This window comes from Streptomyces sp. NPDC051211 (assembly GCF_040689505.1).
Classification (GTDB): Bacteria; Actinomycetota; Actinomycetes; order Streptomycetales; family Streptomycetaceae; genus Streptomyces.
On record NZ_JBFBAV010000053.1, the window covers coordinates 1 to 24126 of the forward strand.

Annotated in this window: 19 protein-coding genes and 2 tRNA genes; 6 read left to right on the top strand and 15 right to left on the bottom strand. The window is 71.4% G+C overall.

The annotated features are described in order from the left end of the window. Positions 1-252: 252 nt before the first annotated feature. On the bottom strand, positions 253-2874 hold the full coding sequence (locus AB0447_RS32205; protein WP_366480415.1) for a valine--tRNA ligase: 2622 nt from the start codon (positions 2872-2874) through the stop codon (positions 253-255). Between the two features lie 172 nt (positions 2875-3046). On the opposite strand from AB0447_RS32205, the gene AB0447_RS32210 reads away from it, so the two are divergent. Next, positions 3047-4006 (top strand): hypothetical protein, encoded by a 960-nt coding sequence (locus AB0447_RS32210; RefSeq protein WP_366480416.1) that lies wholly within the window; start codon positions 3047-3049, stop codon positions 4004-4006. A 351-nt stretch (positions 4007-4357) separates the two neighbouring features. On the opposite strand, the gene clpX is transcribed toward AB0447_RS32210, so the two are convergent. The 5 genes from clpX to AB0447_RS32235 form a co-directional block, all read right to left on the bottom strand. Beyond that, positions 4358-5644, bottom strand: coding sequence for an ATP-dependent Clp protease ATP-binding subunit ClpX (gene clpX, locus AB0447_RS32215; RefSeq protein WP_007264060.1), 1287 nt, complete (start codon positions 5642-5644; stop codon positions 4358-4360). 103 nt (positions 5645-5747) lie between these two features. Further along, positions 5748-6416, bottom strand: coding sequence for an ATP-dependent Clp protease proteolytic subunit (locus AB0447_RS32220; RefSeq protein ID WP_366480417.1), 669 nt, complete (start codon positions 6414-6416; stop codon positions 5748-5750). Positions 6417-6471: 55 nt separating this feature from the next. Continuing rightward, positions 6472-7089 (bottom strand): ATP-dependent Clp protease proteolytic subunit, encoded by a 618-nt coding sequence (locus tag AB0447_RS32225; protein WP_366480418.1) that lies wholly within the window; start codon positions 7087-7089, stop codon positions 6472-6474. Between the two features lie 229 nt (positions 7090-7318). Then, positions 7319-8704 (bottom strand): trigger factor, encoded by a 1386-nt coding sequence (gene tig, locus AB0447_RS32230; protein WP_366480419.1) that lies wholly within the window; start codon positions 8702-8704, stop codon positions 7319-7321. A 166-nt stretch (positions 8705-8870) separates the two neighbouring features. After that, positions 8871-8947 (bottom strand) — tRNA-Pro (locus AB0447_RS32235). Positions 8948-9102: 155 nt separating this feature from the next. Here AB0447_RS32235 and AB0447_RS32240 point away from each other — a divergent pair. Continuing rightward, a tRNA-Gly gene (locus tag AB0447_RS32240) sits at positions 9103-9173 on the top strand. A gap of 256 nt (positions 9174-9429) precedes the next feature. Here the strand turns inward: AB0447_RS32240 and AB0447_RS32245 are convergent. The 3 genes from AB0447_RS32245 to AB0447_RS32255 form a co-directional block, all read right to left on the bottom strand. Further along, positions 9430-9624 (bottom strand): DUF2304 family protein, encoded by a 195-nt coding sequence (locus tag AB0447_RS32245; protein WP_366480420.1) that lies wholly within the window; start codon positions 9622-9624, stop codon positions 9430-9432. Positions 9625-9756: 132 nt separating this feature from the next. Next, entirely contained in the window at positions 9757-10248 is a 492-nt protein-coding gene (locus AB0447_RS32250) for an HD domain-containing protein (RefSeq protein WP_366480422.1), read from the bottom strand. Further along, on the bottom strand, positions 10245-11633 hold the full coding sequence (locus AB0447_RS32255) for a pyridoxal-dependent decarboxylase (protein WP_366480423.1): 1389 nt from the start codon (positions 11631-11633) through the stop codon (positions 10245-10247). The genes AB0447_RS32250 and AB0447_RS32255 overlap by 4 nt, the downstream gene beginning before the upstream one ends. Before the next feature lie 129 nt (positions 11634-11762). Between AB0447_RS32255 and AB0447_RS32260 the strand changes: the two genes are divergently transcribed. Beyond that, positions 11763-12398, top strand: coding sequence for a DUF4232 domain-containing protein (locus AB0447_RS32260; RefSeq protein ID WP_366480424.1), 636 nt, complete (start codon positions 11763-11765; stop codon positions 12396-12398). 22 nt (positions 12399-12420) lie between these two features. Here the strand turns inward: AB0447_RS32260 and AB0447_RS32265 are convergent, their stop codons facing one another. From AB0447_RS32265 to AB0447_RS32275, 3 genes are all read right to left on the bottom strand, one after another. Continuing rightward, positions 12421-14985, bottom strand: a complete 2565-nt coding sequence (locus tag AB0447_RS32265) for an ABC transporter permease (protein ID WP_366480425.1) — start codon at positions 14983-14985, stop codon at positions 12421-12423. Next, positions 14982-15854 carry an ABC transporter ATP-binding protein gene (locus tag AB0447_RS32270; RefSeq protein WP_366480426.1) on the bottom strand — a complete coding sequence of 291 codons (873 nt, stop codon included), beginning with the start codon at positions 15852-15854 and terminating at the stop codon, positions 14982-14984. The genes AB0447_RS32265 and AB0447_RS32270 overlap by 4 nt, the downstream gene beginning before the upstream one ends. A gap of 359 nt (positions 15855-16213) precedes the next feature. Next, positions 16214-17359: a PP2C family protein-serine/threonine phosphatase gene (locus AB0447_RS32275; protein WP_366480428.1), complete on the bottom strand. Its 1146-nt coding sequence runs from the start codon at positions 17357-17359 to the stop codon at positions 16214-16216. A 127-nt stretch (positions 17360-17486) separates the two neighbouring features. On the opposite strand from AB0447_RS32275, the gene AB0447_RS32280 reads away from it, so the two are divergent. Further along, entirely contained in the window at positions 17487-18719 is a 1233-nt protein-coding gene (locus AB0447_RS32280) for a GNAT family N-acetyltransferase (RefSeq protein ID WP_366480429.1), read from the top strand. A gap of 10 nt (positions 18720-18729) precedes the next feature. Here AB0447_RS32280 and AB0447_RS32285 read toward each other — a convergent pair whose 3' ends face one another. Next, positions 18730-19539 carry a DNA-formamidopyrimidine glycosylase family protein gene (locus tag AB0447_RS32285; RefSeq protein ID WP_366480430.1) on the bottom strand — a complete coding sequence of 270 codons (810 nt, stop codon included), beginning with the start codon at positions 19537-19539 and terminating at the stop codon, positions 18730-18732. Between the two features lie 37 nt (positions 19540-19576). Next, on the bottom strand, positions 19577-20065 hold the full coding sequence (locus tag AB0447_RS32290) for a ribose-5-phosphate isomerase (protein WP_366480431.1): 489 nt from the start codon (positions 20063-20065) through the stop codon (positions 19577-19579). 230 nt (positions 20066-20295) lie between these two features. On the opposite strand from AB0447_RS32290, the gene AB0447_RS32295 reads away from it, so the two are divergent. Further along, positions 20296-21735: an amino acid permease gene (locus tag AB0447_RS32295; protein ID WP_366480432.1), complete on the top strand. Its 1440-nt coding sequence runs from the start codon at positions 20296-20298 to the stop codon at positions 21733-21735. Between the two features lie 72 nt (positions 21736-21807). Here AB0447_RS32295 and AB0447_RS32300 read toward each other — a convergent pair whose 3' ends face one another. Further along, on the bottom strand, positions 21808-22392 hold the full coding sequence (locus tag AB0447_RS32300) for a biotin transporter BioY (protein WP_366480433.1): 585 nt from the start codon (positions 22390-22392) through the stop codon (positions 21808-21810). 234 nt (positions 22393-22626) lie between these two features. Between AB0447_RS32300 and AB0447_RS32305 the strand changes: the two genes are divergently transcribed. Beyond that, positions 22627-24009: an amino acid permease gene (locus AB0447_RS32305; RefSeq protein WP_366480434.1), complete on the top strand. Its 1383-nt coding sequence runs from the start codon at positions 22627-22629 to the stop codon at positions 24007-24009. The last annotated feature ends 117 nt before the right edge of the window (positions 24010-24126 follow it).

Sequence of the window (24126 nt, forward strand, 5' to 3'; positions counted from 1 at the left end):
GACCCGCGCCTCAACCGCCGGCGAGGCTGGGGGTACCCCCGGCGGGGCCGGGAGGCTTGGGGCTCCGCCCCAGACCCCGCTCCTCAAACGCCGGCGAGGCTGGGGGAGGTACCGCCCGGCCGGGCTCCGCGCCGGGCGCCGACGGCGAGGCTGGATGTGCCCGGCGGGGCTGCGGTGTCGGGGCGCGGACCGAAAAGGGCCCGGACCTTGCGGTCCGGGCCCTTCGGGCGTCGCGTTCGGGCGGGGTGGCGGTCAGCCGGCCGGGAGGGATGCGATCTGGGTCTGGATGCGGGCGATGTCCGCCTCCGCCTTGGCCAGGCGCCCCTTGATCTTGTCGACCACGTTGTCCGGCGCCTTCGCCAGGAACGCCTCGTTGCCCAGCTTGGCCTCGGCCTGCTGCTTCTCCTTCTCGGCGGCGCCCAAGTCCTTCGTCAGGCGCTTGCGCTCCGCCGCCACGTCGATCGTGCCGGACAGGTCCAGCGCGACCGTGGCCCCCGCGACCGGCAGGGTCGCAGTGGCGCTGAAGGAGTCGCCCTCCGGCTGGAGCCGCAGCAGCTGCCGGATCGCCGCCTCGTGCGCGGCCAGCTGCGTGCCGGCCAGGTCCAGGCGGGCCGGGACCTTCTGGCCCGGCTGCAGGCCCTGGTCGGCGCGGAAGCGGCGGACCTCGGTGACGACCTGCTGCAGGTTCTCGATCTCCGCCTCGGCGGCCTCGTCGCGGAACCCGCTGTCCTTCGGCCAGTCGGCGATGACGATGGACTCACGGCCGGTGAGGGTCGTCCACAGCGTCTCGGTGACGAACGGAACCACCGGGTGCAGCAGCCGCAGGGTGACGTCCAGGACCTCGCCGAGGACCCGCCCGGAAACCTTGGCCGCCTCGCCGCCCGCGAAGAAGGTGGTCTTCGAGAGCTCGACGTACCAGTCGAAGACCTCGTCCCACGCGAAGTGGTAGAGCGCCTCCGACAGCTTCGAGAACTGGTAGTCCTCGTAGAACGCGTCGACCTCGGCCACCGTCTTGTTCAGCCGCGACAGGATCCACCGGTCGGTGGCCGACAGCTGCTCGGCCGCCGGCAGCTCGCCCTCGACCGTGGCGCCGTTCATCAGCGCGAAGCGCGTGGCGTTCCAGATCTTGTTGGCGAAGTTGCGGGAGGCCTGGACCCAGTCCTCGCCGATCGGGACGTCGACGCCCGGGTTGGCGCCGCGGGCCAGCGTGAAGCGGACCGCGTCGGAGCCGTAGGCGTCCATCCAGTCCAGCGGGTTGACCGCGTTGCCGAAGGACTTCGACATCTTCTTGCCGAACTGGTCGCGGACCATGCCGTGCAGGGCGATGGTGTGGAACGGCGGGGTGCCGTCCATCGCGTACAGGCCGAACATCATCATCCGGGCGACCCAGAAGAAGAGGATGTCGTAGCCGGTGACCAGGACGGAGTTCGGGTAGAACTTCGCGAGGCTGTCGGTCTGCTCGGGCCAGCCCAGCGTGGAGAACGGCCAGAGACCGGACGAGAACCAGGTGTCCAGGACGTCGGTGTCCTGGTGCCAGCCCTCGCCGGTGGGCGCCTCGTCGTTCGGTCCGACGCAGACGATCTCGCCGTTCGGGCCGTACCAGACCGGGATGCGGTGGCCCCACCACAGCTGGCGCGAGATGCACCAGTCGTGCAGGTTGTCGACCCAGTCGAAGTACCGCTTCTCCATCTCCTGCGGGTGGATCTTGACCCGGCCGTCGCGGACCGCGTCGCCGGCGGCCTTGGCGAGCGGGCCGACCTTGACCCACCACTGCATGGACAGGCGCGGCTCGATGGTGGTCTTGCAGCGCGAGCAGTGGCCGACGGAGTGGACGTACGGGCGCTTCTCGGCGACGATCCGGCCCTCGGCGCGCAGCGCGGCGACGATGGCGGAGCGGGCTTCGAGGCGGTCCAGGCCCTGGAAGGGGCCGTGGGCGGTGATGACGGCGCGCTCGTCCATGACGGCGAGGTTCGGCAGGCCGTGGCGCTGGCCGATCTCGAAGTCGTTCGGGTCGTGGGCCGGGGTCACCTTGACGGCGCCGGTGCCGAACTCGGGGTCGACGTGCTCGTCGGCGACGACCGGGATGCGGCGGCCGGTGAGCGGCAGCTCGATCTCGGTGCCGACCAGGTGCTTGTAGCGCTCGTCCTCGGGGTGGACGGCCACGGCGGTGTCACCGAGCATCGTCTCGGCGCGGGTCGTGGCGACGACGATGGAGGAGTCGCCCTCGCCGTACCGGATGGAGACGAGCTCGCCGTCGTCGTCCTGGTACTCGACCTCGATGTCGGAGATCGCGGTGAGGCAGCGGGGGCACCAGTTGATGATGCGCTCGGCGCGGTAGATCAGCTCGTCGTCGTAGAGCTTCTTGAAGATGGTCTGGACGGCCTGGGACAGGCCCTCGTCCATGGTGAAGCGCTCACGGGACCAGTCGACGCCGTCGCCGAGGCGGCGCATCTGGCCGGAGATCTGACCGCCGGACTCGGCCTTCCACTGCCAGACCCGCTCGACGAAGGCCTCGCGGCCCAGGTCGTGGCGGGACTTCCCCTCCTTGGCGAGCTCGCGCTCGACGACGTTCTGGGTGGCGATGCCGGCGTGGTCCATGCCCGGCTGCCACAGCGTCTCGTACCCCTGCATGCGCTTGCGGCGGGTGAGGGCGTCGATCAGCGTGTGCTCGAAGGCGTGGCCCAGGTGGAGGCTGCCGGTGACGTTCGGCGGCGGGATGACGATGGTGTACGGCGGCTTCTCGCTCTTCGGGTCCGCCGTGAAGTAACCCCGCTCTACCCAGCGCTCGTAGAGCTTCCCCTCTACCTCGGCCGGCGCGTACTGGGTCGGCAGTTCGGAGTTGGGGCTGCTGGGTGTCTGCGAGTTCTCGGTCACGGGGCACAGGATACGGGCGGCTCCGCCTCCGTTACGAATCCAATCCGCTCGGCGTCGCCGGTGGTCCCGGCGTCGTAGTTCGGTAACGCCTGGGACCCCGGCGCCCCGGCACGGCCGTGCTTCCGACAGGATGGGAACAAACATAAGAAGTTCCTAAAGGGGGACCGCAGGGATGAGCTACAACCAGCCGGGGCCGTACGGCCAGCAGCCGCAGCAGCCCAACCCGTACGGCGGGCAGCCGCAGCAGCCCAACCCGTACGGCCAGCCGCCGCAGGGCCAGCCGGGCTACGGCTACCCCCAGCAGCCGCCGCAGGGCGTGCCCCCGCAGGGCTACCCGCAGCAGCCGGGCGTCCCGCCGCAGGGCCAGCCGGCCTACGGCTACCCGCAGCAGCCGGGCACGGCCCCGCAGCCGCCGTACGGCCAGCCGCCGAAGAAGTCGAAGACCGGCATCATCGTGCTGGCGGCCGTGGTGGCGGTAGCGGCGATCGGTGGTGGCGCGTGGTTCCTGCTGGGCGGTGGCGGCGCCGACAACAGTGACGTTTCGGCGTCCACCAAGGGCTACAAGATCGTCCCGCCGGAGTCGGTGGACGAGTTCAAGAAGCCCGCGAAGGCGGACTCAGACGAGGGCGACTTCACCGAGAAGGAGAAGAAGGAAGCCGAGGAGCTCGGCATCCAGAACGCGCAGGAGGTGGAGCAGAGCTACGAGTCCGGCAGCGCCAAGGAGAACCCGCTCCAGGCCAAGATGCTCATCTTCGGCGGCTTCTACGGCGAGATCGCCGACCCCGGCAAGACCCTCGACGCCTCCTTCACCTGGATGAAAAAGGAAACCGAGGACAAGGACAAGAGCGAGGTCACCTTCGTCGGCACGGCCAAGACGATGGAGCCCGCCGGGTTCTCCGGCGCGCTGATGAAGTGCCAGGAAGTCAACGTCAAGCCGAAGGAGAAGTCGGACAACCCCATGGCGCCGAAGGAGTTCACGATGCCGCTGTGCATCTGGACCGACTACAGCACCATGGGCGTGTCCATGCCCATGGACCTCGGCGCGGTGATGACCGGCAAGAAGGGCCACACCCTCGAGGAGACGGCCGACCTCGCGGCGAAGCTCTACAACACCTCCCGCGTCAAGAAGTGATCGCCTTGCGGCCAGCCGGCAACCATTGGGGTGCAGGCTGGCCGCGGCCAGATCAGGCCAGTTGGCAGGCCTTGCTGGCGTGCTCCGGCTTGACCCCTATGTTGCCCAGGGACATGAAGCACTGCCCCCAGGCAGCCGGATTCATGACCTCGCCACCGCCATCGCCGTCGCCGCCATCACGCCGGTCACGCGCTTGAACCTGGACATCCCGCCCCTTGCCCAGAAGTTACCTACCGGCAAATCAAATAGGCATATCCGGCCACTTGTTGCCATATTTGACGCGGAAGTGACACGCGCGAAAGGGCGCCCCGGATTCCCGGGGCGCCCTTTCGCGTACGGTGCGGCGCGCGGCTAGGCCGACTTCTCGTGGGGGCCCTGGTCCTTCGGGACGATGCGGGGGACCAGGGTCGGGTTGACGTTGGAGCGGACCACGTCCGCGGTGATGACCACGCGGGCCACGTCCTTGCGGGACGGGACCTCGTACATCACCGACATCAGGACCTCTTCCATGATGGCGCGCAGGCCGCGCGCGCCGGTCTGGCGGAGGATCGCCTGGTCCGCGATGGCTTCCAGCGCCTCGCGCTCGAAGTCCAGCTCCACGCCGTCGAGTTCGAAGAGGCGCTGGTACTGCTTGACCAGGGCGTTGCGGGGCTCGACCAGGATCTGGAGGAGGGCTTCGCGGTCCAGGTTGTGGACGGAGGTGATGACGGGGAGGCGGCCGATGAACTCGGGGATCATCCCGAACTTCACCAGGTCCTCCGGCATGACCTCCTGGAACTGGTCGCTGGCCTCGATCTCCCGCTTGGAGCGGATGGTCGCGCCGAAGCCGATGCCCTTGGCACCCGCCCGCGACTCGATGATCTTCTCCAGGCCGGCGAAGGCCCCGCCCACGATGAACAGCACGTTCGTCGTGTCGATCTGGATGAACTCCTGGTGCGGGTGCTTGCGGCCGCCCTGCGGCGGGACCGAGGCCGTGGTGCCCTCGAGGATCTTCAGGAGGGCCTGCTGGACGCCCTCACCCGATACGTCGCGCGTGATCGACGGGTTCTCGCTCTTGCGGGCGACCTTGTCGATCTCGTCGATGTAGATGATCCCGGTCTCGGCCTTCTTGACGTCGTAGTCGGCCGCCTGGATGAGCTTCAGGAGGATGTTCTCGACGTCCTCGCCGACGTATCCGGCCTCCGTCAGCGCCGTCGCGTCGGCGATGGCGAACGGGACGTTCAGCATCCGGGCCAGGGTCTGGGCGAGGAGCGTCTTGCCGGAGCCCGTGGGCCCGAGCAGCAGGATGTTGGACTTCGCGAGTTCGATCGCGTCGTCCCGGCCCTGCGCGCCGCCGTTCTCGCCGGCCTGGACCCGCTTGTAGTGGTTGTACACCGCTACCGAGAGCGCCTTCTTCGCCGGCTCCTGGCCGACGACGTAGCTCTCCAGGAACTCGTAGATCTCGCGCGGCTTCGGGAGCTCCTCCCACCGCACTTCCGAGGTCTCGGCGAGTTCTTCTTCGATGATCTCGTTGCAGAGGTCGATGCACTCGTCGCAGATGTACACACCGGGCCCTGCGATGAGCTTCTTCACCTGTTTCTGGCTCTTTCCGCAGAACGAGCACTTGAGCAGGTCGCCGCCGTCACCGATGCGTGCCACGAGGTGCTTCCCCTTCGCCTGGGAGACGCCTGGTTCAGCGCTCCTGGTGCCTCATATCCGACGGTACCTTGCCGGGGCCCCGCTGCGGGGCCCCGTGCAAGTATCAGGCCGCGTTGCTCTTGCGGGTGGAGATGATCTGGTCGATCAAGCCGTACGCGAGCGCGTCCTCGGCAGTGAGGATCTTGTCGCGCTCGATGTCCTCGCGGATCTTCTCGATCGGCGTGGTGGAGTGCTTGGCCAGCATGGTCTCCAGCTGGTCGCGCATGCGCAGGATCTCGTTGGCCGCGATCTCCAGGTCGGAGAGCTGCTCACGGCCGGTACCGCCGGACGGCTGGTGGATCAGCACGCGGGCGTTCGGCAGGGCCATGCGCTTGCCGGGGGTGCCGGCGGCGAGCAGGACCGCGGCGGCGGAGGCCGCCTGGCCCATGCAGACCGTCTGGATGTCCGGCTTCACGAACTGCATGGTGTCGTAGATGGCCGTCAGCGCGGTGAAGGAACCACCGGGGCTGTTGATGTAGATCGAGATGTCGCGGTCCGGGTCCATCGACTCCAGGCACAGCAGCTGCGCCATGACGTCGTTGGCGGAGGCGTCGTCGATCTGCACGCCGAGGAAGATCACGCGCTCCTCGAAGAGCTTCGCGTACGGGTCGTACTCGCGCACGCCCTGCGAGGTGCGCTCGACGAAGCGCGGGACGACGTAGCGGTTGTCCACCTGCGCGCCGGTGTAGAGGCCGCTGGCGGAGAAGTTGTTCTGCATCTGGGTGTTCACCATCCTGGTGGCGTTCTGCGGGCTGTCGGCTGCTGGGTACTGACGGTGACTGCGGGGATCAGGCCCCGGTGCCGCCGCCGCCCGGAACGTTGGACGCGGCCGAGATGATCTCGTCGATGAGGCCGTACTCCTTGGCCTCCTGAGCGGTGAACCAGCGGTCGCGGTCACCGTCGCGGATGATCGCCTCGACGGTCTGGCCCGAGTGGAACGCCGTGATCTCGGCCATGCGCTGCTTGGTGCGCAGCAGGTACTGGGCCTGGATCTTGATGTCCGACGCGGTGCCGCCGATGCCGGCGGAGCCCTGGTGCATCAGGATGTCGGTGTTCGGCAGGGCGAAGCGCTTGCCCTTGGCGCCGCCGGTGAGCAGGAACTGGCCCATGGAGGCGGCCATGCCCATGCCGATGGTGACGACGTCGTTCGGGATGTACTGCATGGTGTCGTAGACCGCCATGCCGGCCGTCACCGATCCACCGGGGCTGTTGATGTACAGGTAGATGTCCTTCTCCGGCTCGGCGGCCAGGAGGAGGAGCTGCGCAGTGATCTTGTTGGCGATCTCGTCGTCGACCTGCTGGCCGAGGAAGATGATGCGCTCTCCGAGCAGCCGGTTGTAGACATGGTCGCCGAGGCCACCACCGATGGACGGCTCACCCGCGGCGTAAGGCATCAGATTCGTCACGTATCCACCTGCTCGTCTCCGACGGCTCACGTGCCGTCTCAGCGTCTCGTTCGGAGGGCAGTGCCCTCATAGTCATGGACCCTAACGCGCAGGTCGGACAACGCCATCCCGGTTCCCGAACTGTTCGCTCGGAGCGCAAGGTGCGCGGGCCCGCCCGCGGGGATGCGGAAGGGCCCGGACGCGCGCGCGTCCGGGCCCTTCCGTCGCAGCTCAGAGAGCCGTGCCGGACTTACTTGGACTCGGCCTCGGCGTCGTCCTCGACAGCGGCCTCGACGACGTCGGCGGCCTGCTCGACCTCGTCCTCGTCGTCGGAGAGGTCGACGACCTCACCGTTGGTGTCGACGACCTTGGAGCCCTCGACGACCAGCGCGAGCGCCTTGCCGCGGGCGACCTCGCCGACCAGCATCGGGACCTGGCCGCCCTCGACGACCGCCTGGGCGAACTGGTCGGGGGACATGCCGGAGGAGGCCGCACGACGCATGAGGTGCTCGGTGAGCTCCTCCTGGTTGACGTTCAGCTTCTCCTTGTTGACCAGGGCGTCCAGCAGGAACTGGGTCTTGATGCCCTTGACCGCGGCTTCCTTGGTCTCGGCCTCGAACTCCTCGACCGTCTTGCCCTGGAACTCCAGGTACTTCTCGAGGGTCAGACCCATCTGGCCCAGCTGGTGGTTCACCAGGTTGTGCTTGCGGGTGTTGACCTCGTCCTCGAGGAGCTTCTCGGGGACCGGGATCTCCGCGAGCTCGATGAACTTCTCCAGCACGCGCTCCTGGGCCTGGGTGGCCTGGTCGTACTGCTTCATGTTCTCGAGGCGCTTGCGGCTGTCCGCCTTGAGCTCCTCCAGGGTGTCGAACTCGCTCGCCATCTGGGCGAACTCGTCGTCCAGCTCCGGGAGCTCCTTGGCGGCGACCTTGGTGACCTTGACGGTGACCTCGGCGTCCTTGCCCTCGGCGGAGCCGCCCTTCAGCTGCGAGGTGAAGGTGGCCTCGCCGCCGGCCTCGAGGCCCTTGACGGCCTCGTCGATGCCTTCGAGCAGCTCGCCCGAGCCGATGGTGTAGGCGACGTCGGTGGCGACGCCGTCCTCCAGCACCTCGCCCTCGACCTTGGCCTCGAGGTCGATGGTGACGACGTCACCCTCCTCGGCGGCGCGCTCGACGGTGTTGGTGGAAGCGAAGCGGTTGCGCAGCTGCTCGACCGACTTCTCGACGTCCTCGTCGGAGACCTCGATGGCGTCGACCTCGACCTCGATGCCGGAGTAGTCCGGGATCTCGATCTCGGGGCGGACGTCGACCTCAGCGGTGAAGGAGAGCAGCTCGCCGTCCTTCAGCTCGGTGATGTCGACCTCCGGCTGGCCCAGCGGGTTCAGGTCGGCCTCGTTGATCGCCTCGGTGTAGAACTTCGGGAGGGCGTCGTTGACGGCCTCCTCCAGAACCGCACCGCGGCCGAAGCGCTGGTCGATGACCCGGGCCGGGATCTTGCCCTTGCGGAAGCCCTTCACCGTGACCTGCTGGTTGATCTTCTTGTACGCCGCGTCGAGGCTGTCCTTGAGCTCCTCGAAGGGCACCTCGACAGTGAGCCGAACCCGAGTCGGGTTCAGGGTCTCCACGGCGCTCTTCACGGTTCGGTCTCCTTGTGGCTGACTTCGGGGGGTTCTGCCGACGCTGATCTTCAGCGGTTCGGCGGATCGGGCCCGGCACATCAGACACACGGGCACGCAGCTTGCATAGTAACCGCAAGCGGGAAGCAGCCCACAACGCGATCATCGCGGGTGGAGGTGGTGATGGTGGTCGGGGTGGCCGGATTCGAACCGACGACCTTCCGCTCCCAAAGCGGACGCGCTACCAAGCTGCGCCACACCCCGTCGGTGCGACACGTAGGGTACATGCCCGCGGACCGTCCGACGCGCAGGGTTTTTCGGCAGGCGGCGGGGTCCCCGGGAATGGGGTGTGCGAGCGGCGGACCGGACCCGCTAGGATGCTCTTCGTGCCGCGGTTTCCGACCTGCGGCGCGCGCTGTGCGGGCGTAGCTCAATGGTAGAGCACTAGTCTTCCAAACTAGCTACGCGGGTTCGATTCCCGTCGCCCGCTCTGAACGGCTCAGGGCCAGGTCAGAGGATGTTTCCTCCGCCTGGCCCTGATGCGTTTCCGGGACTGCCGCCGATCGCGGAGTCCCTGCCTCCGCTGCGGACCCCCGCACTCCTTTTCGGCCTTCCCGCGTGGGTTCGTGCCGCGCGCGGGAGGTCGCTTCGGTCCGGCCGGGGCTGGGGATGGCGGTGCGCCGGCTTGTTCGATCCGTCAACTCCAGGCCACCGGACCGCGTCCGCCGGGTCCGCCGGGTCCGCTGTCAGAGCTTGATGCCGGAGATCGTGTCGGCGAGGGAGTTCAGGAAGCGGTTGACGTCCGGGGCGATCGAGCTGGATGCGAGGAAGAAACCGAAGAGGACCGCGACGATGGCGGGGCCCGCCTTGAGGTGGTTGCTGCGGATCAGCACCACCATGATGACCGCCAACAGAACCACCACTGACAGCGAAATGGCCACTACTGATCACACCTTCGGTCGTCCCCTGGTCGGCCCGAGGGTACGGCCGCGCACCCCCACACGGACCATCGTGCCACCAACGGGCCTCCGCTATCCGCCCCATGAGGACGATTTCTGCCAACTCGGCTGTACTCAGAGCCCCAAGAGGCCCCGGACGTGCGCATACTTCGCGGTCAGCCGGGCGCGGGTGGGCTCGTCGAGTACGGACAGCCGGGCCGGGTCGGCGTTGTGGGCGAGGTCGGCTTCCTTGACCAGGAGGGCGCCCGGGGTGGCGAGGATGCGGGCGGTGTAGTCCTCCGGGGTTTCGCCCGGCCGCTTGGTGACGGCGAGGACCATCTCCTTGACGGACTGCGGGAGGGCTGCGGACTCCAGCCAGCCGAGGGAGAGTGCGTGGTCCTCGACGGCGTCGTGCAGCCAGGCGGCGGCCTGCTGGTCCGGGCTGCCGCCGCGCGCCCGGACGCCCTCGGCCACGGCCGCGAGGTGTTCCGCGTACGGCCGGCCGGCCTTGTCGGTCTGCCCCTCGTGCGCCGCGCGGGCCAGCGCCTCCACCTCGGCGAGGGTGAGGTGCGGTGCGCCCTCCGCGGGGGGCGTGCCGGGTGTGGTGCCGGGTGTGGTGCCGGTCATGCGAGTCCCTTCGCCGCGGTACGGAGGGCCTCGGCGGCCCGGCGCACATCGGCTTCGGTGGTACGCCAGTTGGAGAACGCGGCGCGCAGCGCGGGGGTTCCCGCGTGGACGGTGGGGGTGACGAACACCTCGTCGGCGGCGGCGAGCCGCAGGGCGGTCAGGCGCTCGGGGGTGGGGTCCTCGGCGAGGGTGAAGCAGACCACGTTGAGGCGGACCGGGGCGAGGAGGCGGAAGGCGGGGTCGGCGGCGAGCCGGGCGCCGAGGGAGCGGGCACAGGCGATATCGCGTTCGACGATCTCCCGGTGCCCTTGGCGGCCGTACGCGCGGAGGGTGAACCAGGCGGCGAGGGCGCGCAGCCGGTGGGAGTTCTCCGGGGTGAGGTGGACGAGGTCGGGGTCGGCGCCGAGGGGGCCGAGGTAGGCGGCGGCGTTCTGGAAGACGCGGGCCTGGAGGTCCTGGCGGCGGGTGAACTGGACGGCGCTGTCGTAGGGGACGTTCAGCCATTTGTGCAGGTCCACGCAGATGGAGTCGGCGAGGCCTAGGCCCGCGGTGAGGTGGGCGTGGTCCGGGGAGAGGGCGGCGAAGGCGCCGAAGGCGGCGTCGGTGTGGAGCCAGAAGTCGTGGCGCTGTTTGAGGGCGGCGATGGCGTTGAGGTCGTCGAAGTCGACGGTGTTGACGGTGCCGGCGTTGGCGACGACGACGGCCGGGCCGGGCGTGTCGGCGAGGGCACGGGCCAGGGCGGCCGGGTCGACGGCCTCGCGGCCGGGCAGGGTGGGGACCCGGACCAGGGCGTTCCGGCCGAGTCCGAGGACGGCGAGGGCCTTGGCGATGGAGGAGTGCGGGGCGCCGGAGAGGACGCGGACCGGGCCGAGGGCGCCGGCGCCGTCCTCGGCCGGGGAGACGCCGAGCCGCTCGCCGAGCCATTCCCGGGCGATGGCGAGGCCGGTGGTGTTGGACATGGTGGCGCCGCTGACGAAGGTGCCGTTGTGCTCGGGACCGAGCCCGAAGAGGTCGCGCAGCCAGCCGACGGTCAGGCGCTCCAGGTCCTGGCCGGCGCCGTCGAGGGCGGAGTTCGAGTTCTGGTCGTGGGCGGCGGTCAGCCAGTCCCCGGCGAGGGCGGCGGGGGTGGCGCCGCCGGTGACGAAGCCGAGGTAGCGGGGGCCGGCGGAGGCGGACAGGCGCGGGGCCCACTGCTCGGCGAAGGCGGCCAGGGTCCCGGTGAGGCCTTCGCCGCGGTCCGGGAGCGGCGGTTGCTCGGCGGCCGTGCCGGCGGGCGGTACGACGGGCCGGTCGGGGAGGGCGGCGAGGGCTTCGGCGGCCTGGCGGGCGGTGGCGCCGAGCAGTTCGGGGAGGCGGTTCAGGTCGGCGGCGAGGGAGGCGTCCATGGGGGGCACGGTAGGGGGCCGGGCCGGTGGCGCACCGGGCCAATCGCCGACAAGTGGCCGCCGCTGTGCGCGGGTCCGGCAGAGCCCGGGGGGTGGAGCGGGGTGGGCCGGAATCGTAGGGTCGGGCGGGTGATCGTGAAACGGTGGGGACGCAGGGTGGTCGGGGGTCTGGCCGTGGTGCTGGTGCCGGTGCTGGCCGGATGTGAGGCGGCGCCGCCACCGGAGCGGGCGCCGCGGCCGACCGCCGCCCTGCCGGTCCCGTCGGAGTCGGCGAAGCCGTCGATGCCCGGGGACGCGGCGAAGGTGTCGCAGGCTCCTCCCGGTCCGGAGTGCCCCGAGGGCGGGGTCCGGCTTTCCGAGGGGACCGGGGACTCCGCGATGGGGCTGCGGGTGGAGAGCGTACGCCTGGTCAACTGCGGCACCGAGCCGTACGTCCTGGACGGCTACCCGGACCTGCGGGTGCAGGACGAGGACGGGACTCCGGTGCAGGTGCAGGTGGGCCACGGAGCCAACGGCATCGCCTCGGGGACGGGTTTCGACAGGCCGGCGCAGAAGGTGGTCCTGCAGCCGGGCGAGGCGGCCTCGTTCGGGCTGCTGTGGCGCAACCTGGTCACCGAGGTGAACGCGTCGGCGGTCGAGGGGTGGTCCCTCGACATCGCGCCCGGGCCCGGCCGGCCGCGCCAGGTCCTCGAGCTGACCCGCCCGGTGGACCTGGGGAACACCGGCAGGCTGGGCATCTCCCCGTGGAGCAGGGAAGGGCGGTGACCCCGGGAGCGGCTCCCGGAGGTCAGCCCCTCCGCAGGATGTGGCGGGCCGGGAGGGTGGTGGCGGTCAGGCCGAGGGTGAGGATGGCGGCCACGAAGGCTCCGTAGACCGTCGGCGGGATGTACGGGGACTCCCCCGTGATCGCTGCCACCAGCGGGAACAGGGTGGCCAGGGCGATGGCGGAGCCGAGGGTGAGGCCGGTTCCGGTGACCAGCAGGGCCTCCCAGCGGATCATATGGAGGACCTGGCGGCGGGTGGAGCCGACGAGGCGGAGCATCTTCAGCTCGCGCCGCCGGTCCAGGACGGTCATCACCAGGGTGTTCGCCGCGGCGATCGCCGCGAACCCGCCGAGGACGGCGGCCATGGTGGTGTTGGCCCAGGCGCTGAGCTGCCGGTCCACGCTCTGTGCGGTGGTCCAGCCGGCCCGGTCGGTGACCGTGCCGAGGGCGCCCAGGGCTGCCGGTGAGCCGCCGCGGACCAGGAGTTCGGTGGCCGCTGCCGAGGCGGTGTGCCCGGCGAGGTCGGCGGCCGGCAGGGTGACCTGGCCGAGACCGAGGCCGCGGGTGTAGACGGCGACGATCTCCGGGGTGACGGGGGTGCCGTCGGGGAGCCGGGCGGCGAGGCGGTCGCCGACGCCCAGCCGCGCGGAGTCGGCGAGGGTGCGGTCGACGGCGACGGTGCCGGGACGCAGGGAGGCGAGGCTGCCTTCGCGCACCCCGAGGTCCTGTACGGCGGTCAGATCCCCCCGTACGCCCTGTGCGGGCGCGCCGAGCAGGTAGCGGTCGCCACCCGACCCGGCGGTGACCAGCAGGGTGGTCCGGATGACCGGGACGGCGGCGGTGACGCCGGGGGCCGCCGCGGCGCGGGCGGCGGCGTCGGAGGCGAGGCCGGTGGTGCCGGGGGCGGGGATGACCACGTGGTCGGCGAGCAGTCCGGCGGACTGCTGCCGGGCGGTGGCCCGGTCCTCGCTGGTGTGCAGGAAGACCAGGACCGAGGAGAAGGACGTCGCGAGCACGATCGGGGTGATCGCGGAGGCGAGCCGGCGGGCGTTGCTGCGGGAGTTGGCGGCGGCCAGCGAGGCGGCCGGTCCGGCCGCGCGCAGCGGGAGCCCGAAGAGCGCGGCGCAGGTGCGGGCGATCAGCGGGCCGAGCAGTGCCACGGCCAGCATGAACAGCATGACCACGCCCAGCGCGGCATTGGCGGCGTCGTCGCCCCGGCCGGTGGCGGCCAGGCCGGCGCAGGCGATGCCGCCGCCGAGGGCGAGCAGGCCCAGCGGGGTGCGGACCCAGCCGGGGCGTACGCGTTCCACGGCGGCTGCGGCCAGGGCCTGGCCGGGGCGGATCCGGGCGGGCCGGCGGGCGGCGGCCCAGCCGGCGAGCAGGGCGGTGATCAGGCCGATGCCGGCGGCGGAGAGCAGCGGGAGCCAGGAGACCGTCAGCTGGACCGGGCCGGGGACGGCGCCCTTCTCCTGGAGCTGCCCGAACCACCAGCGGGCGAGGGCGATCCCGGGTACGCAGCCCAGCGCGCCGGAGACGGGGGCGACGAGCAGGGCTTCGGTGGCGACGGTACGGCGGATCTGGCGCGGGGTGGCTCCGACGGCGCGCAGCAGGGCGAACTCGCGGGAGCGCTGGCCGACCCCGAGGGCGACGGTGCCGGCAGCGGTGAACACGGCGACCGTGGTGGCGATTCCGCCGAAGGAGCCGCCGAGGGCGGTCAGGGCCTCCTTGGCGGTGACGAGTCCGCCGTCCACGGCGCGGTCGTTGCCGGTGAGGACGTGGGCGTTGGTGCCGGCTACGGCCTCTTCCGCCCGCTCGGCCAGGGCGGCCGGGGCGGCCGGGGTGGTGGCGTCGGTGCCGGGATGCGGGAGCAGGGCGATGGCGTCGAGGGCCTGCGGGTGCCCGGAGAGGGTGCGGGCCTGGGCGTCGGTGAACCAGACGCCGGGGGCCTCGGACCGGCCGGAGACGCGGAACTCCCGCTTCCCGACCGGGGTGTCGAGGCTGATCCGCTGCCCGGTGGCGGCTGTGGCGGGGGCGTCGGCGCCCAGTACCACCTCGCCCGTGCCCGGCGCGCGGCCCGAGCCGAGCGGCGCGGGCGCGAAGGCGGTCGAGCCCCAGCCGTGGGCGGTGGCCTCGCCTGACACGGAGCCGGACGCGGACGCGGAGCCGGGCCCGGACACCGAGCCGGGCCCGGACACCGAGCCGGGCCCGGACACGGAGCCCGCGGTGGATCCGGCGGTGGATCCGGCAGTGGAGCGGACCGGGAAGGACACGTCGGGGACGGCCCGGCCCAGCGGGGCGAGCCGGTCGAGGAGGGCCGCGTCGACGCGGGCGTGGTCGGGGATCGGGGCGTGGACGTCGTAGGCGCCCTCGCCGCTGCCCACCCGCAGGGTGGCCTGTTGGTCGGCGGCGATGACCACGGGCGCGTCCGCGTACCGGGTGGGCGGCAGGGACGCCCGCAGGCCGGTCTCCAGGAGGATTCCGCAGGCGGAGACGATGGCCACGGTCAGGAACAGGGCGACGAAGGTGCCGACGAAGGCGGCCGGCCGGAAGCGGATGGCCGCCCGGGCGAGGCCGTTGGGGCGCATCATGCCGCTGCCCCCGCGTACGGATGGGCGGTGCGGGCGGCGACGGCGGTGAGGGCGGTCATCCGGGCGGCCACCGCCTCCGCGGAGCCGCGCGGCATGCGGTCCGCGATCAGCCCGTCGGCCAGGAAGAGGACCTGGTCGGCGTGGGCGGCGGCGGACGGGTCGTGGGTGACCATGACCACGGTGGCGCCCAGGGTGTCCACCGCGCCCCGCAGCAGGGCGAGGACCTCGGCGGCGGTGGTGGTGTCCAGGGCGCCGGTGGGTTCGTCGGCGAAGACCACGTCGGGGCTGGTGACGAGTGCGCGGGCGATGGCGACGCGCTGCTGCTGCCCGCCGGAGAGTTCGGCGGGCCGGCGGCGGCCCTTGCCGGCGAGGCCGACCTGTTCGAGGAGCCGGGCGGCCCGCTCCCGGTCCTGCCGGGCGGAGCGTCCGCCGGCCAGCCGGGTCGGGAGCAGCACGTTCTGTTCCACGGTGAGGGAGGGCAGGAGATTGAAGGCCTGGAAGATGAAACCGAGGCGGGTGCGGCGGAGTTCGGTGAGCCGGTTCTCGTTCATGCCGGTGATCTCGGTGCCGCCGAGGCGGACGGAGCCGGCGTTGGGGCGGTCGAGTCCGGCGGCGCACTGGAGGAAGGTGGACTTGCCGGAGCCGGAGGGGCCCATCACGGCGGTGAAGGTGCCGCGGGGCAGGGTGAGGTCGATGCCGCGCAGGGCGTGCACGGTGCCGGAGCCGCGCCCGTACTCGCGCCGTACGCCGCGCAGTTCGACCGCGGCGTCGTACGCCGGGTCGGCCGGGCCGTCCGGGCCGGCCGACGGCGCCGCCGTCCCGGTCCGCTGCTCGGCCTGCTGCCGGCGTGTGCTCCTGCGCAACCCCATGGGGTGCCTGCCTTCCCTTGCTCCGCTGTGCCCGGTGGTGTGCTCCTCACCGAAGCTACGGATCACGGGGCGGGCCGGGCCATGGCGGAAACCGGCGGATGGGGGGTGGGGCAAACCCCACCGGTGACCTTCCGGACCGGGCGGGACGGCCACGGCGGGACGGCCACGGCGGGAGGACCCGAGCGTGAGGGCCCGGGCGGACGGCCCGGGCGGGGCCCCGGGCGGACGGCCAGGGCGGACGGCCAGAGCGGGACCCCGGGCGGACGGCCAGGGCGGACGGCCAGAGCGGGACCCCGGGCGGACGGCCAGGGCGGGACACCCGGGCGGACCAGGGCGGGACCCCGGGGGGCGGGACGGGACTATGGGGAGCGGCGGAGTAGGAGGAGGGCGCGGTCGTCGTTGACGTCCTTGGCGACCTTTTCGATCAGGTGCCAGGCCGCGCCCTCCCAGCCGGCCGCGACGTAGCGGTCGGCTTCGCCGGTGAGCCGGTCGATGCCCTCGCTGATTTCCCGGTCGGCGGTTTCCACCAGGCCGTCGGTGAAGAGCATGAGGACGTCGCCGGGGCGCAGGTTGCCGCGGGCGGGTTCGAATGCGGCGCCGTCGTAGACGCCGAGGAGGGGGCCGGTGCCGGACTTCTCCTGCCAGCGGCCGGTGCCGGCCGAGAGCTGGAGGGCGGGCAGGTGGCCGGCGGAGAGGAGTTCGTAGTCCCCCGTGTCCAGGTCCAGGACGAGGTGGACGGAGGTGGCGAAGCCCTCGTCCCAGTCCTGGCGGAGCAGGTAGCCGTTGGCGGCGGGGAGGAAGTCGTGCGGGGGAAGGGAGCCCAGCAGGCCGCCGAAGGCGCCGGAGAGCAGCAGGGCGCGGGAGCCGGCGTCCATGCCCTTGCCGGAGACGTCGGTGAGGACGACTTCGAGGGTGCGGCCGCGGGGGCCGGTGCGGGCGGCGACCACGAAGTCGCCGGAGAAGGACTGGCCGCCCGCCGGGCGCAGGGCCATCTCCCGGTGCCAGCCGCGCGGCAGGTCGGGAAGTTTGCTCTGGACCCGGATGCGTTCGCGGAGGTCGAAGAGCATGGTGCCGCCGCGCCGCCAGGGCACCCCGACGCGGCTGCGGAACTGGGCGATGACCAGCCCGAAGAATCCGCAGGCGGCGACCACGAGGACGGTTCCGGGGGTGACCCGGGCGGGCCCCTGGGTGTAGGGGCCGAGGACGAGCGCCTCGACGATCAGGGCGGCCGCGGAGGCGGCGTACAGGGCGAGCAGGCTGGCGGGGCGCAGCAGCAGGCCGCCCGCGACGATGGGGAGGACGAGGGCGGACGGCGAGAACCAGACGGGCATCATCAGCGTGCCCCAGGTGATCGCGGGGATGGTGAGCAGCAGTCCGCCGAAGGCGAGCCAGTCCGAGGCGTCGCCGCGGAAGTAGTCCACGGCGGATTTGCGCATGGCGGTACGGGCCCGGTGCGACAGCTTCCGCATCCGGGCCATGAGGGTCTCTGCACGTGCTCCGGCCATTGTCCGGGACCCTATCCATCCTGGCTGTGCGCGCGCAGGGGTACCCCCTGAGCAGGGGTCGGAAGGGGTCCGGGAGGGGTGCGAAATATGGTCGACGCGCGACTAATGCCCTGATAGGTATGGCCTTATGCCTTATGAGATGCGGGTCGTGCGGCCGGACGAGTGGGACACCTGGTACGACTGCCTGGAGCTGGCCTTCGGCGGTGTCCCGGAGGCGCCGGAAGAGCGGGCGTTGTACAAGTCTCTGACGGAGACGGAGCGTTCGCTGGGGGTGTGGGACGGCGGGGACTGTGTGGGTTCGGCCGCCGCGTTCAGCTTCCGGCTGTCGGTTCCGGGCGGCTCGCTGGTGCCCGCGGCCGGCGTGACCATGGTGGGGGTGGCCCCGACGCACCGGCGTCGCGGCATCCTGAAGTCGCTGATGCGCCGTCAACTCGACGACATCCGGGCGGGTGGCGAGCCGCTCGCGGTACTGACGGCCTCGGAGCCGGAGATCTACGGCCGGTTCGGCTACGGCGTCGGCACGCACTCCCTGTCGCTGGACATCGATACCACCCGGGTGCGGCTGTCGGTGCCGCCGGGCACCGATGCGGTCCGGCTGCGGCTGGCGGATGCGGAGAAGGCGCTGCCGGAGTGCGAGCGGGTGTACGCGGCGCTCACCGCGCGGCGGGCCGGGATGCCGGCCCGGCAGCCGGGCTGGGAGCGGCAGGGGGTGCTGGATCCGCCGGGTGGGCGGGGCGGCGGTTCGCCGTTGAAGTGCGTGCTGGCGGAAGGGGCGGACGGCGAGGTGGTGGGCTACGCCCGCTATCACGTGAAGCCGGACTGGGATCTGGACGGTTCGGCGGGCAGCGTCGAGGTCCGCGATCTGGACGCGCTGGATCCGGCGGCGTACGCGGCGCTGTGGCGGTACGTGTTCGAGATCGATCTGACCTGGCGGGTGCGGGTGCACAAGCGGCCGGTGGACGATCCGCTGCTGCACCTGGTGTCGGACGTCCGGCGTTCCCGGCCCCGGACGCGGGATTCGCTGCACCTGCGGCTGGTGGACCTGCCGGCGGCGCTGACGGCCCGGACGTACGGCTCTCCGGTGGACGCGGTGTTCGAGGTGGCGGACGCGTTCTGTCCCTGGAACGAGGGCCGCTGGCGGCTGACCGGCGATGCGGAGGGGGCGGTCTGTGTGCGTACGGAGGAGCCGGCGGACCTGGCGCTGTCGGTGCGGGAGCTGGGCTCGGCCTATCTGGGCGGGGTGACGCTGAGCGCGCTGGCCGGGGCCGGCCGGGTCACCGAACTGCGGCCGGGCGCGCTGGCCCGGGCGTCCCGGGCCTTCCGGGGTGAGCTCGCGCCGTGGCTGCCGCACCAGTTCTGACGTACCGGCCCTAGCGGGTCTGGCAGTCCGGGCACCAGAAGAGGTTGCGGGCGGCGAGACCGGCGGTGCGGATCTCGCCGCCACAGATGTGGCAGGGCAGGTTGGCCCTGCGGTAGACGTACACCTCGCCGCCGTGGTCGTCCACGCGCGGCGGGCGGCCCATCGCTTCCGGGGTGTGCTCGGGGCGCACGGTGTCGATGCGGTTGTTGCGCACGCCCTCGCGCATCAGCTCCACCAGGTCGAGCCAGACGGCGTCCCATTCGGTCCGGCGGAGGTCCTTGCCGGGCCGGTACGGGTCGATGCCGTGCCGGAAGAGCACCTCGGCGCGGTAGACGTTGCCGACGCCCGCGACGATCTTCTGGTCCATGAGGAGCGCGGCGATCGTGGTCCGGGAACGGGAGATCCGCGCCCAGGCACGGTCGGGGTCGTCCGTGCGGCGCAGCGGGTCGGGGCCGAGGCGGTCGTGTATCGCCTGCTTCTCGGCTTCCGTGATCAGCTCGCAGGCGGTCGGGCCGCGCAGGTCCGAGAAGTGGGTGCCGTTGGCCAGCCGGAGCCGTACGGTGTCGCCGGCCGGCGGGAGCGGCGCGGTGCCGAGGGTGTACTTGCCGAAGAGTCCCAGGTGGATGTGGACCCAGTCGCCGCCCCGGAAGCCCAGGAAGAGGTGCTTGCCGTGGGCGTCGACGCCGTCGAGGACGCGGCCGTCGAGCAGTGCCGCGCTCCCGGCGAACCGGCCCTGGGGGCTGCTCACCGCCACGTCCCGTCCGGCGAACCGGTCGAGGTGGTCCTCGGCGAGGCGGTGGATCGTATGCCCCTCGGGCACGGCACTGCTCCTGTGTACGTACGGGTGCGGGTGGGCGTCAGCCCTGCTGCGGGTGGTGGGCCGGGATCGGGGGGAGCTCGCCGGTGGTCTCGTAGGCGGAGAGCATGTCGATGCGGCGGGTGTGACGCTCCTCGTCGGAGTACGGGGTCGCCAGGAAGGCCTCGATGAAGCCGGTGGCCTCCTCCTCCGTGTGCATGCGGCCGCCGACGGAGATCACGTTGGCGTTGTTGTGCTCACGGCCGAGCTTCGCGGTCTCCACGCTCCAGGCGAGGATCGCGCGGACGCCCTTGACCTTGTTCGCGGCGATCTGCTCGCCGTTGCCGGAGCCGCCGATCACGATGCCGAGGCTGTCCGGGTCCGCGGCGGTCTTCTCCGCGGCGCGCAGGCAGAACGGCGGGTAGTCGTCCACCGCGTCGTAGATGTGGGGCCCGCAGTCGACGGGCTCGTGGCCGTTGTTCTTGAGCCAGTCCACCAGGTGGTTCTTGAGCTCAAAACCGGCATGGTCGGATCCGAGGTACACGCGCATGGTCACGAGTGTGGCACGAGGGGCGCCGCGGACCCGCAGCGGGTGTCGCGTAGGTCACTCCCCAAGCTCAAGTAATCCCAAAGTGCCCAGTTCAGACAGGGGTGCGGCATTCGGGACCAACGTCCTGGACCTTCGCCTCACGGAAACGATCCGGATTCAGGTCTTCCGCCTCGCGTTCATCCCGGGTTTTACTTCCGGGGCTCGCAACCCGAGAACTTAAGGATTCGTCCATGAGCTCCACGACGACCCTTCAGAAGGCAGGCGGCCCCACCGGTGAACCCGGCGCCCCCCAGTCTTCCGACGGTCTGAAGGCCGGTCTCAAGAACCGCCACCTGTCCATGATCGCCATTGGCGGCGTCATCGGAGCGGGACTCTTCGTCGGCTCCGGCGGCGGCATCGCCAAGACCGGTCCCGCCATCCTGATCTCCTACGCGCTGGTCGGCGCGATGGTGGTCTTCGTCATGCGGATGCTGGGCGAGATGGCCGCGGCCAGCCCGAACTCCGGCTCCTTCTCGGCCTACGCCGACCGGGCGCTGGGCCGCTGGGCCGGTTTCTCCATCGGCTGGCTGTACTGGTTCTTCTGGGTCGTCGTCCTGGCCGTCGAGGCCACCGCCGGCGCGGTCATCCTCGAAAGCTGGGTCCCGGCCGTCCCGCAGTGGGCCTGGGCCCTGATCGTGATGGCCGTCCTGACCATCACCAACCTCGGCTCGGTCGCCTCCTACGGCGAGTTCGAGTTCTGGTTCGCCGGCATCAAGGTCGTCGCCATCGCCGCCTTCGTCGGCATCGGCCTGCTGGCCGTGTTCGGCGTCCTGCCGGGCTCCGACAACCCGGGTGCGGGCTTCGCGCACCTCACCGACACCGGCGGCTTCATGCCGAACGGCTGGGGCTCCGTCCTCACCGGTGTGCTGATGGTCGTCTTCTCCTTCATGGGCAGCGAGATCGTCACCCTGGCCGCCGGCGAGTCCGAAGACCCGCGCCGCGCCGTCACCAAGGCCACCAACTCGGTCATCTGGCGCATCGGCGTCTTCTACCTGGGCTCGATCTTCGTCGTCCTGACCCTGCTGCCGTGGAACGACGAGTCGATCACCGAGAAGGGCTCGTACGTCGCCGCCCTGGACTCCATCGGCATCCCGGCCGCCGGCCAGATCATGAACGTGATCGTCCTGACCGCCGTGCTGTCCTGCCTGAACTCGGGCCTGTACACCGCCTCCCGCATGGCGTTCTCGCTGGGCGAGCGCGGTGACGCTCCCAAGGCGTTCGCCAAGGTCAACAAGCGGGGCGTGCCGACCGTCGCGATCCTGGGCTCCACGGTCTTCGGCTTCGTCGCCGTCGTCTTCAACTACACCAACCCGGACACCGTCTTCAGCTTCCTGCTGAACTCCTCCGGTGCGATCGCGCTCTTCGTGTGGCTGGTCATCTGCCTGACCCAGCTGCGCATGCGCCGGATCCTGGAGGCCGAGGCGCCGGAGAAGCTGACCGTCAAGATGTGGCTGTTCCCCGGGCTGACCTGGGCGACCGCGGCACTGATCACGTTCGTGATCGGCTACATGTTCTACGACGACGCCAACCGGGAAGTGGTCACCCTGTCCACCCTGGTCGCCGGCGCCGTCGTGGCCGTCGGCTTCGTGCTCGACCGGCGCCGCAAGGCCGCGGCCCGCGCCGCCGCCTAGCCGCACCCCGTACACACGAAAGGGCCCGGCCCGCCGATCACGGCGGGCCGGGCCCTTTCGTACGCAGGCGGGTCAGCCGCGGCGGCCGGCCAGCTTCCAGGCGGCCGGCAGGGCACCCATGGCCAGGGCCGCCTTGAGGGCGTCGCCGATCAGGAACGGGGTGAGCCCGGCGGCGACGGCAGCGCTCAGGGACATGCCGGTGGCGGCCATCAGGTACGGCACACCGACCGCGTAGATGATCGCGGAGCCCAGCACCATGGTGGCGGCGGTACGCGCCACCGAGCGGTCGGCGCCGCGGCGGGCCAGCGCACCCACCACGGTCGCGGCCAGCACCATGCCCAGGACGTAGCCGAAGGAGGCGCCGCCCGCACCCGAGGTGCCGCCCGCGAACCACGGCATGCCGGCCATGCCGACCAGGGCGTACACGGCCAGCGCGAGGAAGCCGCGGCGGGCGCCCAGGGCGGTGCCGACCAGCAGGGCCGCGAAGGTCTGGCCGGTCACCGGGACCGGGGAGCCGGGGACGGGCACCGCGAGCTGCGCGGCCAGGCCGGTGAGCGCGGCACCGCCGGCGACCAGGACGGCGTCCCGGACGCGGGTCGCGGGCAGCAGATCGGCGAGGACCAGGCCCGGCCGGGTGACGACGGAAGCAGTGCTCATCAGGGGACTCCGCGGGGATGCAGGGGAAAGCGGGACAGCACGAAGCTAATCGCGGTCACCGGCCGGTCACACCGCGTTCCGGGACAAAGCCGTGAGGGCGCTCTTGGTGGGGAGTGCACAAAGCCGGGGCGCGAGATCGACAGCGGAACGCCCGAAGTGATGCGAATCACGCAGGGCTTTGGTTGTAGTGAGTCTGTTTTGCGTGGCCGCGCGCCACTCGGAGACACTGTCGGGATGTCACAAGCACCACTGCCGGAACTCGCCGAAGAACCCCTCGGCCACGGCCTCAAGCAGCGCCACCTGACCATGCTGGGCCTCGGCGGCGTCATCGGTGCCGGCCTCTTCGTCGGATCCGGCGCCGGGATCAGCCTGGCCGGCCCCGGCATCGTCCTCTCCTATCTCTTCGCGGGCGTGCTCGCGATGCTGGTGATGCGGATGCTGGGCGAGATGTCCGCCGCGATGCCGGCCTCCGGGTCCTTCTCCGTGCACGCGGAGCGGGCGATGGGCCGCTGGGCCGGGTTCTCGGTGGGCTGGCTGTACTGGTTCCTGCTGGTGGTGGTGCTCGCGGTGGAGGCGACCGGCGCCGCGAAGATCGCGAACGGGTGGGTGCCGGCCGTGGACCAGTGGGTCTGGGTGCTGGTCTTCATGGTGGTGTTCACCGCCAGCAACCTGGCCGCGGTGCGGAACTTCGGCGAGTTCGAGTTCTGGTTCGCCGCGCTCAAGGTGGGCGCGATCGTGCTCTTCCTGATCCTCGGCACGCTGGCCGTGTTCGGCGTGCTCCCCGACACCGACCCGATCGGGTTCGCCAACCTGACCGGCCAGGGCGGCTTCCTGCCCAACGGCTGGGAGGGCGTGATCTCCGGGGTGCTCGCGGTGGTCTTCGCCTTCGGCGGCCTGGAAGTGGTCACCATCGCCGCGGCCGAGTCCGACGATCCGGCCCGCTCGGTGGCGCGCGCGGTGCGCAGCGCGGTGTGGCGGATCCTCTTCTTCTACGTCGGCTCGATGCTGGTGATCGTCACGCTGCTGCCGTGGACCTCGATGAAGCCGGGCCAGAGCCCGTACGTGGCGGTGCTCGACTCGATCGGCATCCCGGCGGCCGGGCAGATCATGAACGTGGTGGTGTTCGTGGCGCTGCTGTCGGCGCTCAACGCCAACCTGTACGGCTCCTCGCGGATGGTGTTCTCGCTGGCCGAGCGGGGCGAGGCGCCGAAGGCGCTGCTGGCGGTCTCCCCGGGCGGGGTGCCCCGGCGGGCCGTGTTCGCCTCGGTGGCCTTCGGGTTCGTGTCCGTGGTGCTGAACCTGCTGTGGCCGGACACGATCTTCCTGTACATGCTCAACGCGGTCGGCGCGGTCCTGCTGTTCGTATGGGCGCTGATCGCGGTGTCCCAGCTGCGGCTGCGCCGCCGGATCGAGCGCGAGACCCCGGAGCGGCTGACCCTGAAGATGTGGGCCTTCCCGTATCTGACGTGGGCGGCGCTGGCCGGGATGGCGGCGGTGCTGGTGCTGATGCTGACCGACGCCGACGCGCGGCCGCAGGTGCTGTGGTCGGCGGGGGCGGCGGCCGTGGTGCTGGCGGTGGCCGGCCTTCGCGAACTGCGGGCCCGCCGCGCCGCTTGAGCCGTGGTCCGGTGGGGCCCCGGGGGGCGCGCTTGAGCCGTGCTCCGGCGGGGTCCCGGGGCAGCCTCGCCGACGGCGGTGGCCCCGGCGCTCGATCGCCGCTCGGGCTCGAAGTGC

Excerpts from the sequence above, each read along its gene's own strand:
- AB0447_RS32210 (WP_366480416.1), top strand. The coding sequence starts at position 3,047 with ATGAGCTACAACCAGCCGGGGCCGTACGGCCAGCAGCCGCAGCAGCCC.
- AB0447_RS32220 (WP_366480417.1), bottom strand. The coding sequence starts at position 6,416 with ATGGTGAACACCCAGATGCAGAACAACTTCTCCGCCAGCGGCCTCTAC.
- AB0447_RS32250 (WP_366480422.1), bottom strand. The coding sequence starts at position 10,248 with ATGACCGGCACCACACCCGGCACCACACCCGGCACGCCCCCCGCGGAG.
- AB0447_RS32255 (WP_366480423.1), bottom strand. The coding sequence starts at position 11,633 with ATGGACGCCTCCCTCGCCGCCGACCTGAACCGCCTCCCCGAACTGCTC.
- AB0447_RS32265 (WP_366480425.1), bottom strand. The coding sequence starts at position 14,985 with ATGATGCGCCCCAACGGCCTCGCCCGGGCGGCCATCCGCTTCCGGCCG.
- AB0447_RS32270 (WP_366480426.1), bottom strand. The coding sequence starts at position 15,854 with ATGGGGTTGCGCAGGAGCACACGCCGGCAGCAGGCCGAGCAGCGGACC.
- AB0447_RS32275 (WP_366480428.1), bottom strand. The coding sequence starts at position 17,359 with ATGGCCGGAGCACGTGCAGAGACCCTCATGGCCCGGATGCGGAAGCTG.
- AB0447_RS32280 (WP_366480429.1), top strand. The coding sequence starts at position 17,487 with ATGCCTTATGAGATGCGGGTCGTGCGGCCGGACGAGTGGGACACCTGG.
- AB0447_RS32290 (WP_366480431.1), bottom strand. The coding sequence starts at position 20,065 with ATGCGCGTGTACCTCGGATCCGACCATGCCGGTTTTGAGCTCAAGAAC.
- AB0447_RS32295 (WP_366480432.1), top strand. The coding sequence starts at position 20,296 with ATGAGCTCCACGACGACCCTTCAGAAGGCAGGCGGCCCCACCGGTGAA.
- AB0447_RS32300 (WP_366480433.1), bottom strand. The coding sequence starts at position 22,392 with ATGAGCACTGCTTCCGTCGTCACCCGGCCGGGCCTGGTCCTCGCCGAT.
- AB0447_RS32305 (WP_366480434.1), top strand. The coding sequence starts at position 22,627 with ATGTCACAAGCACCACTGCCGGAACTCGCCGAAGAACCCCTCGGCCAC.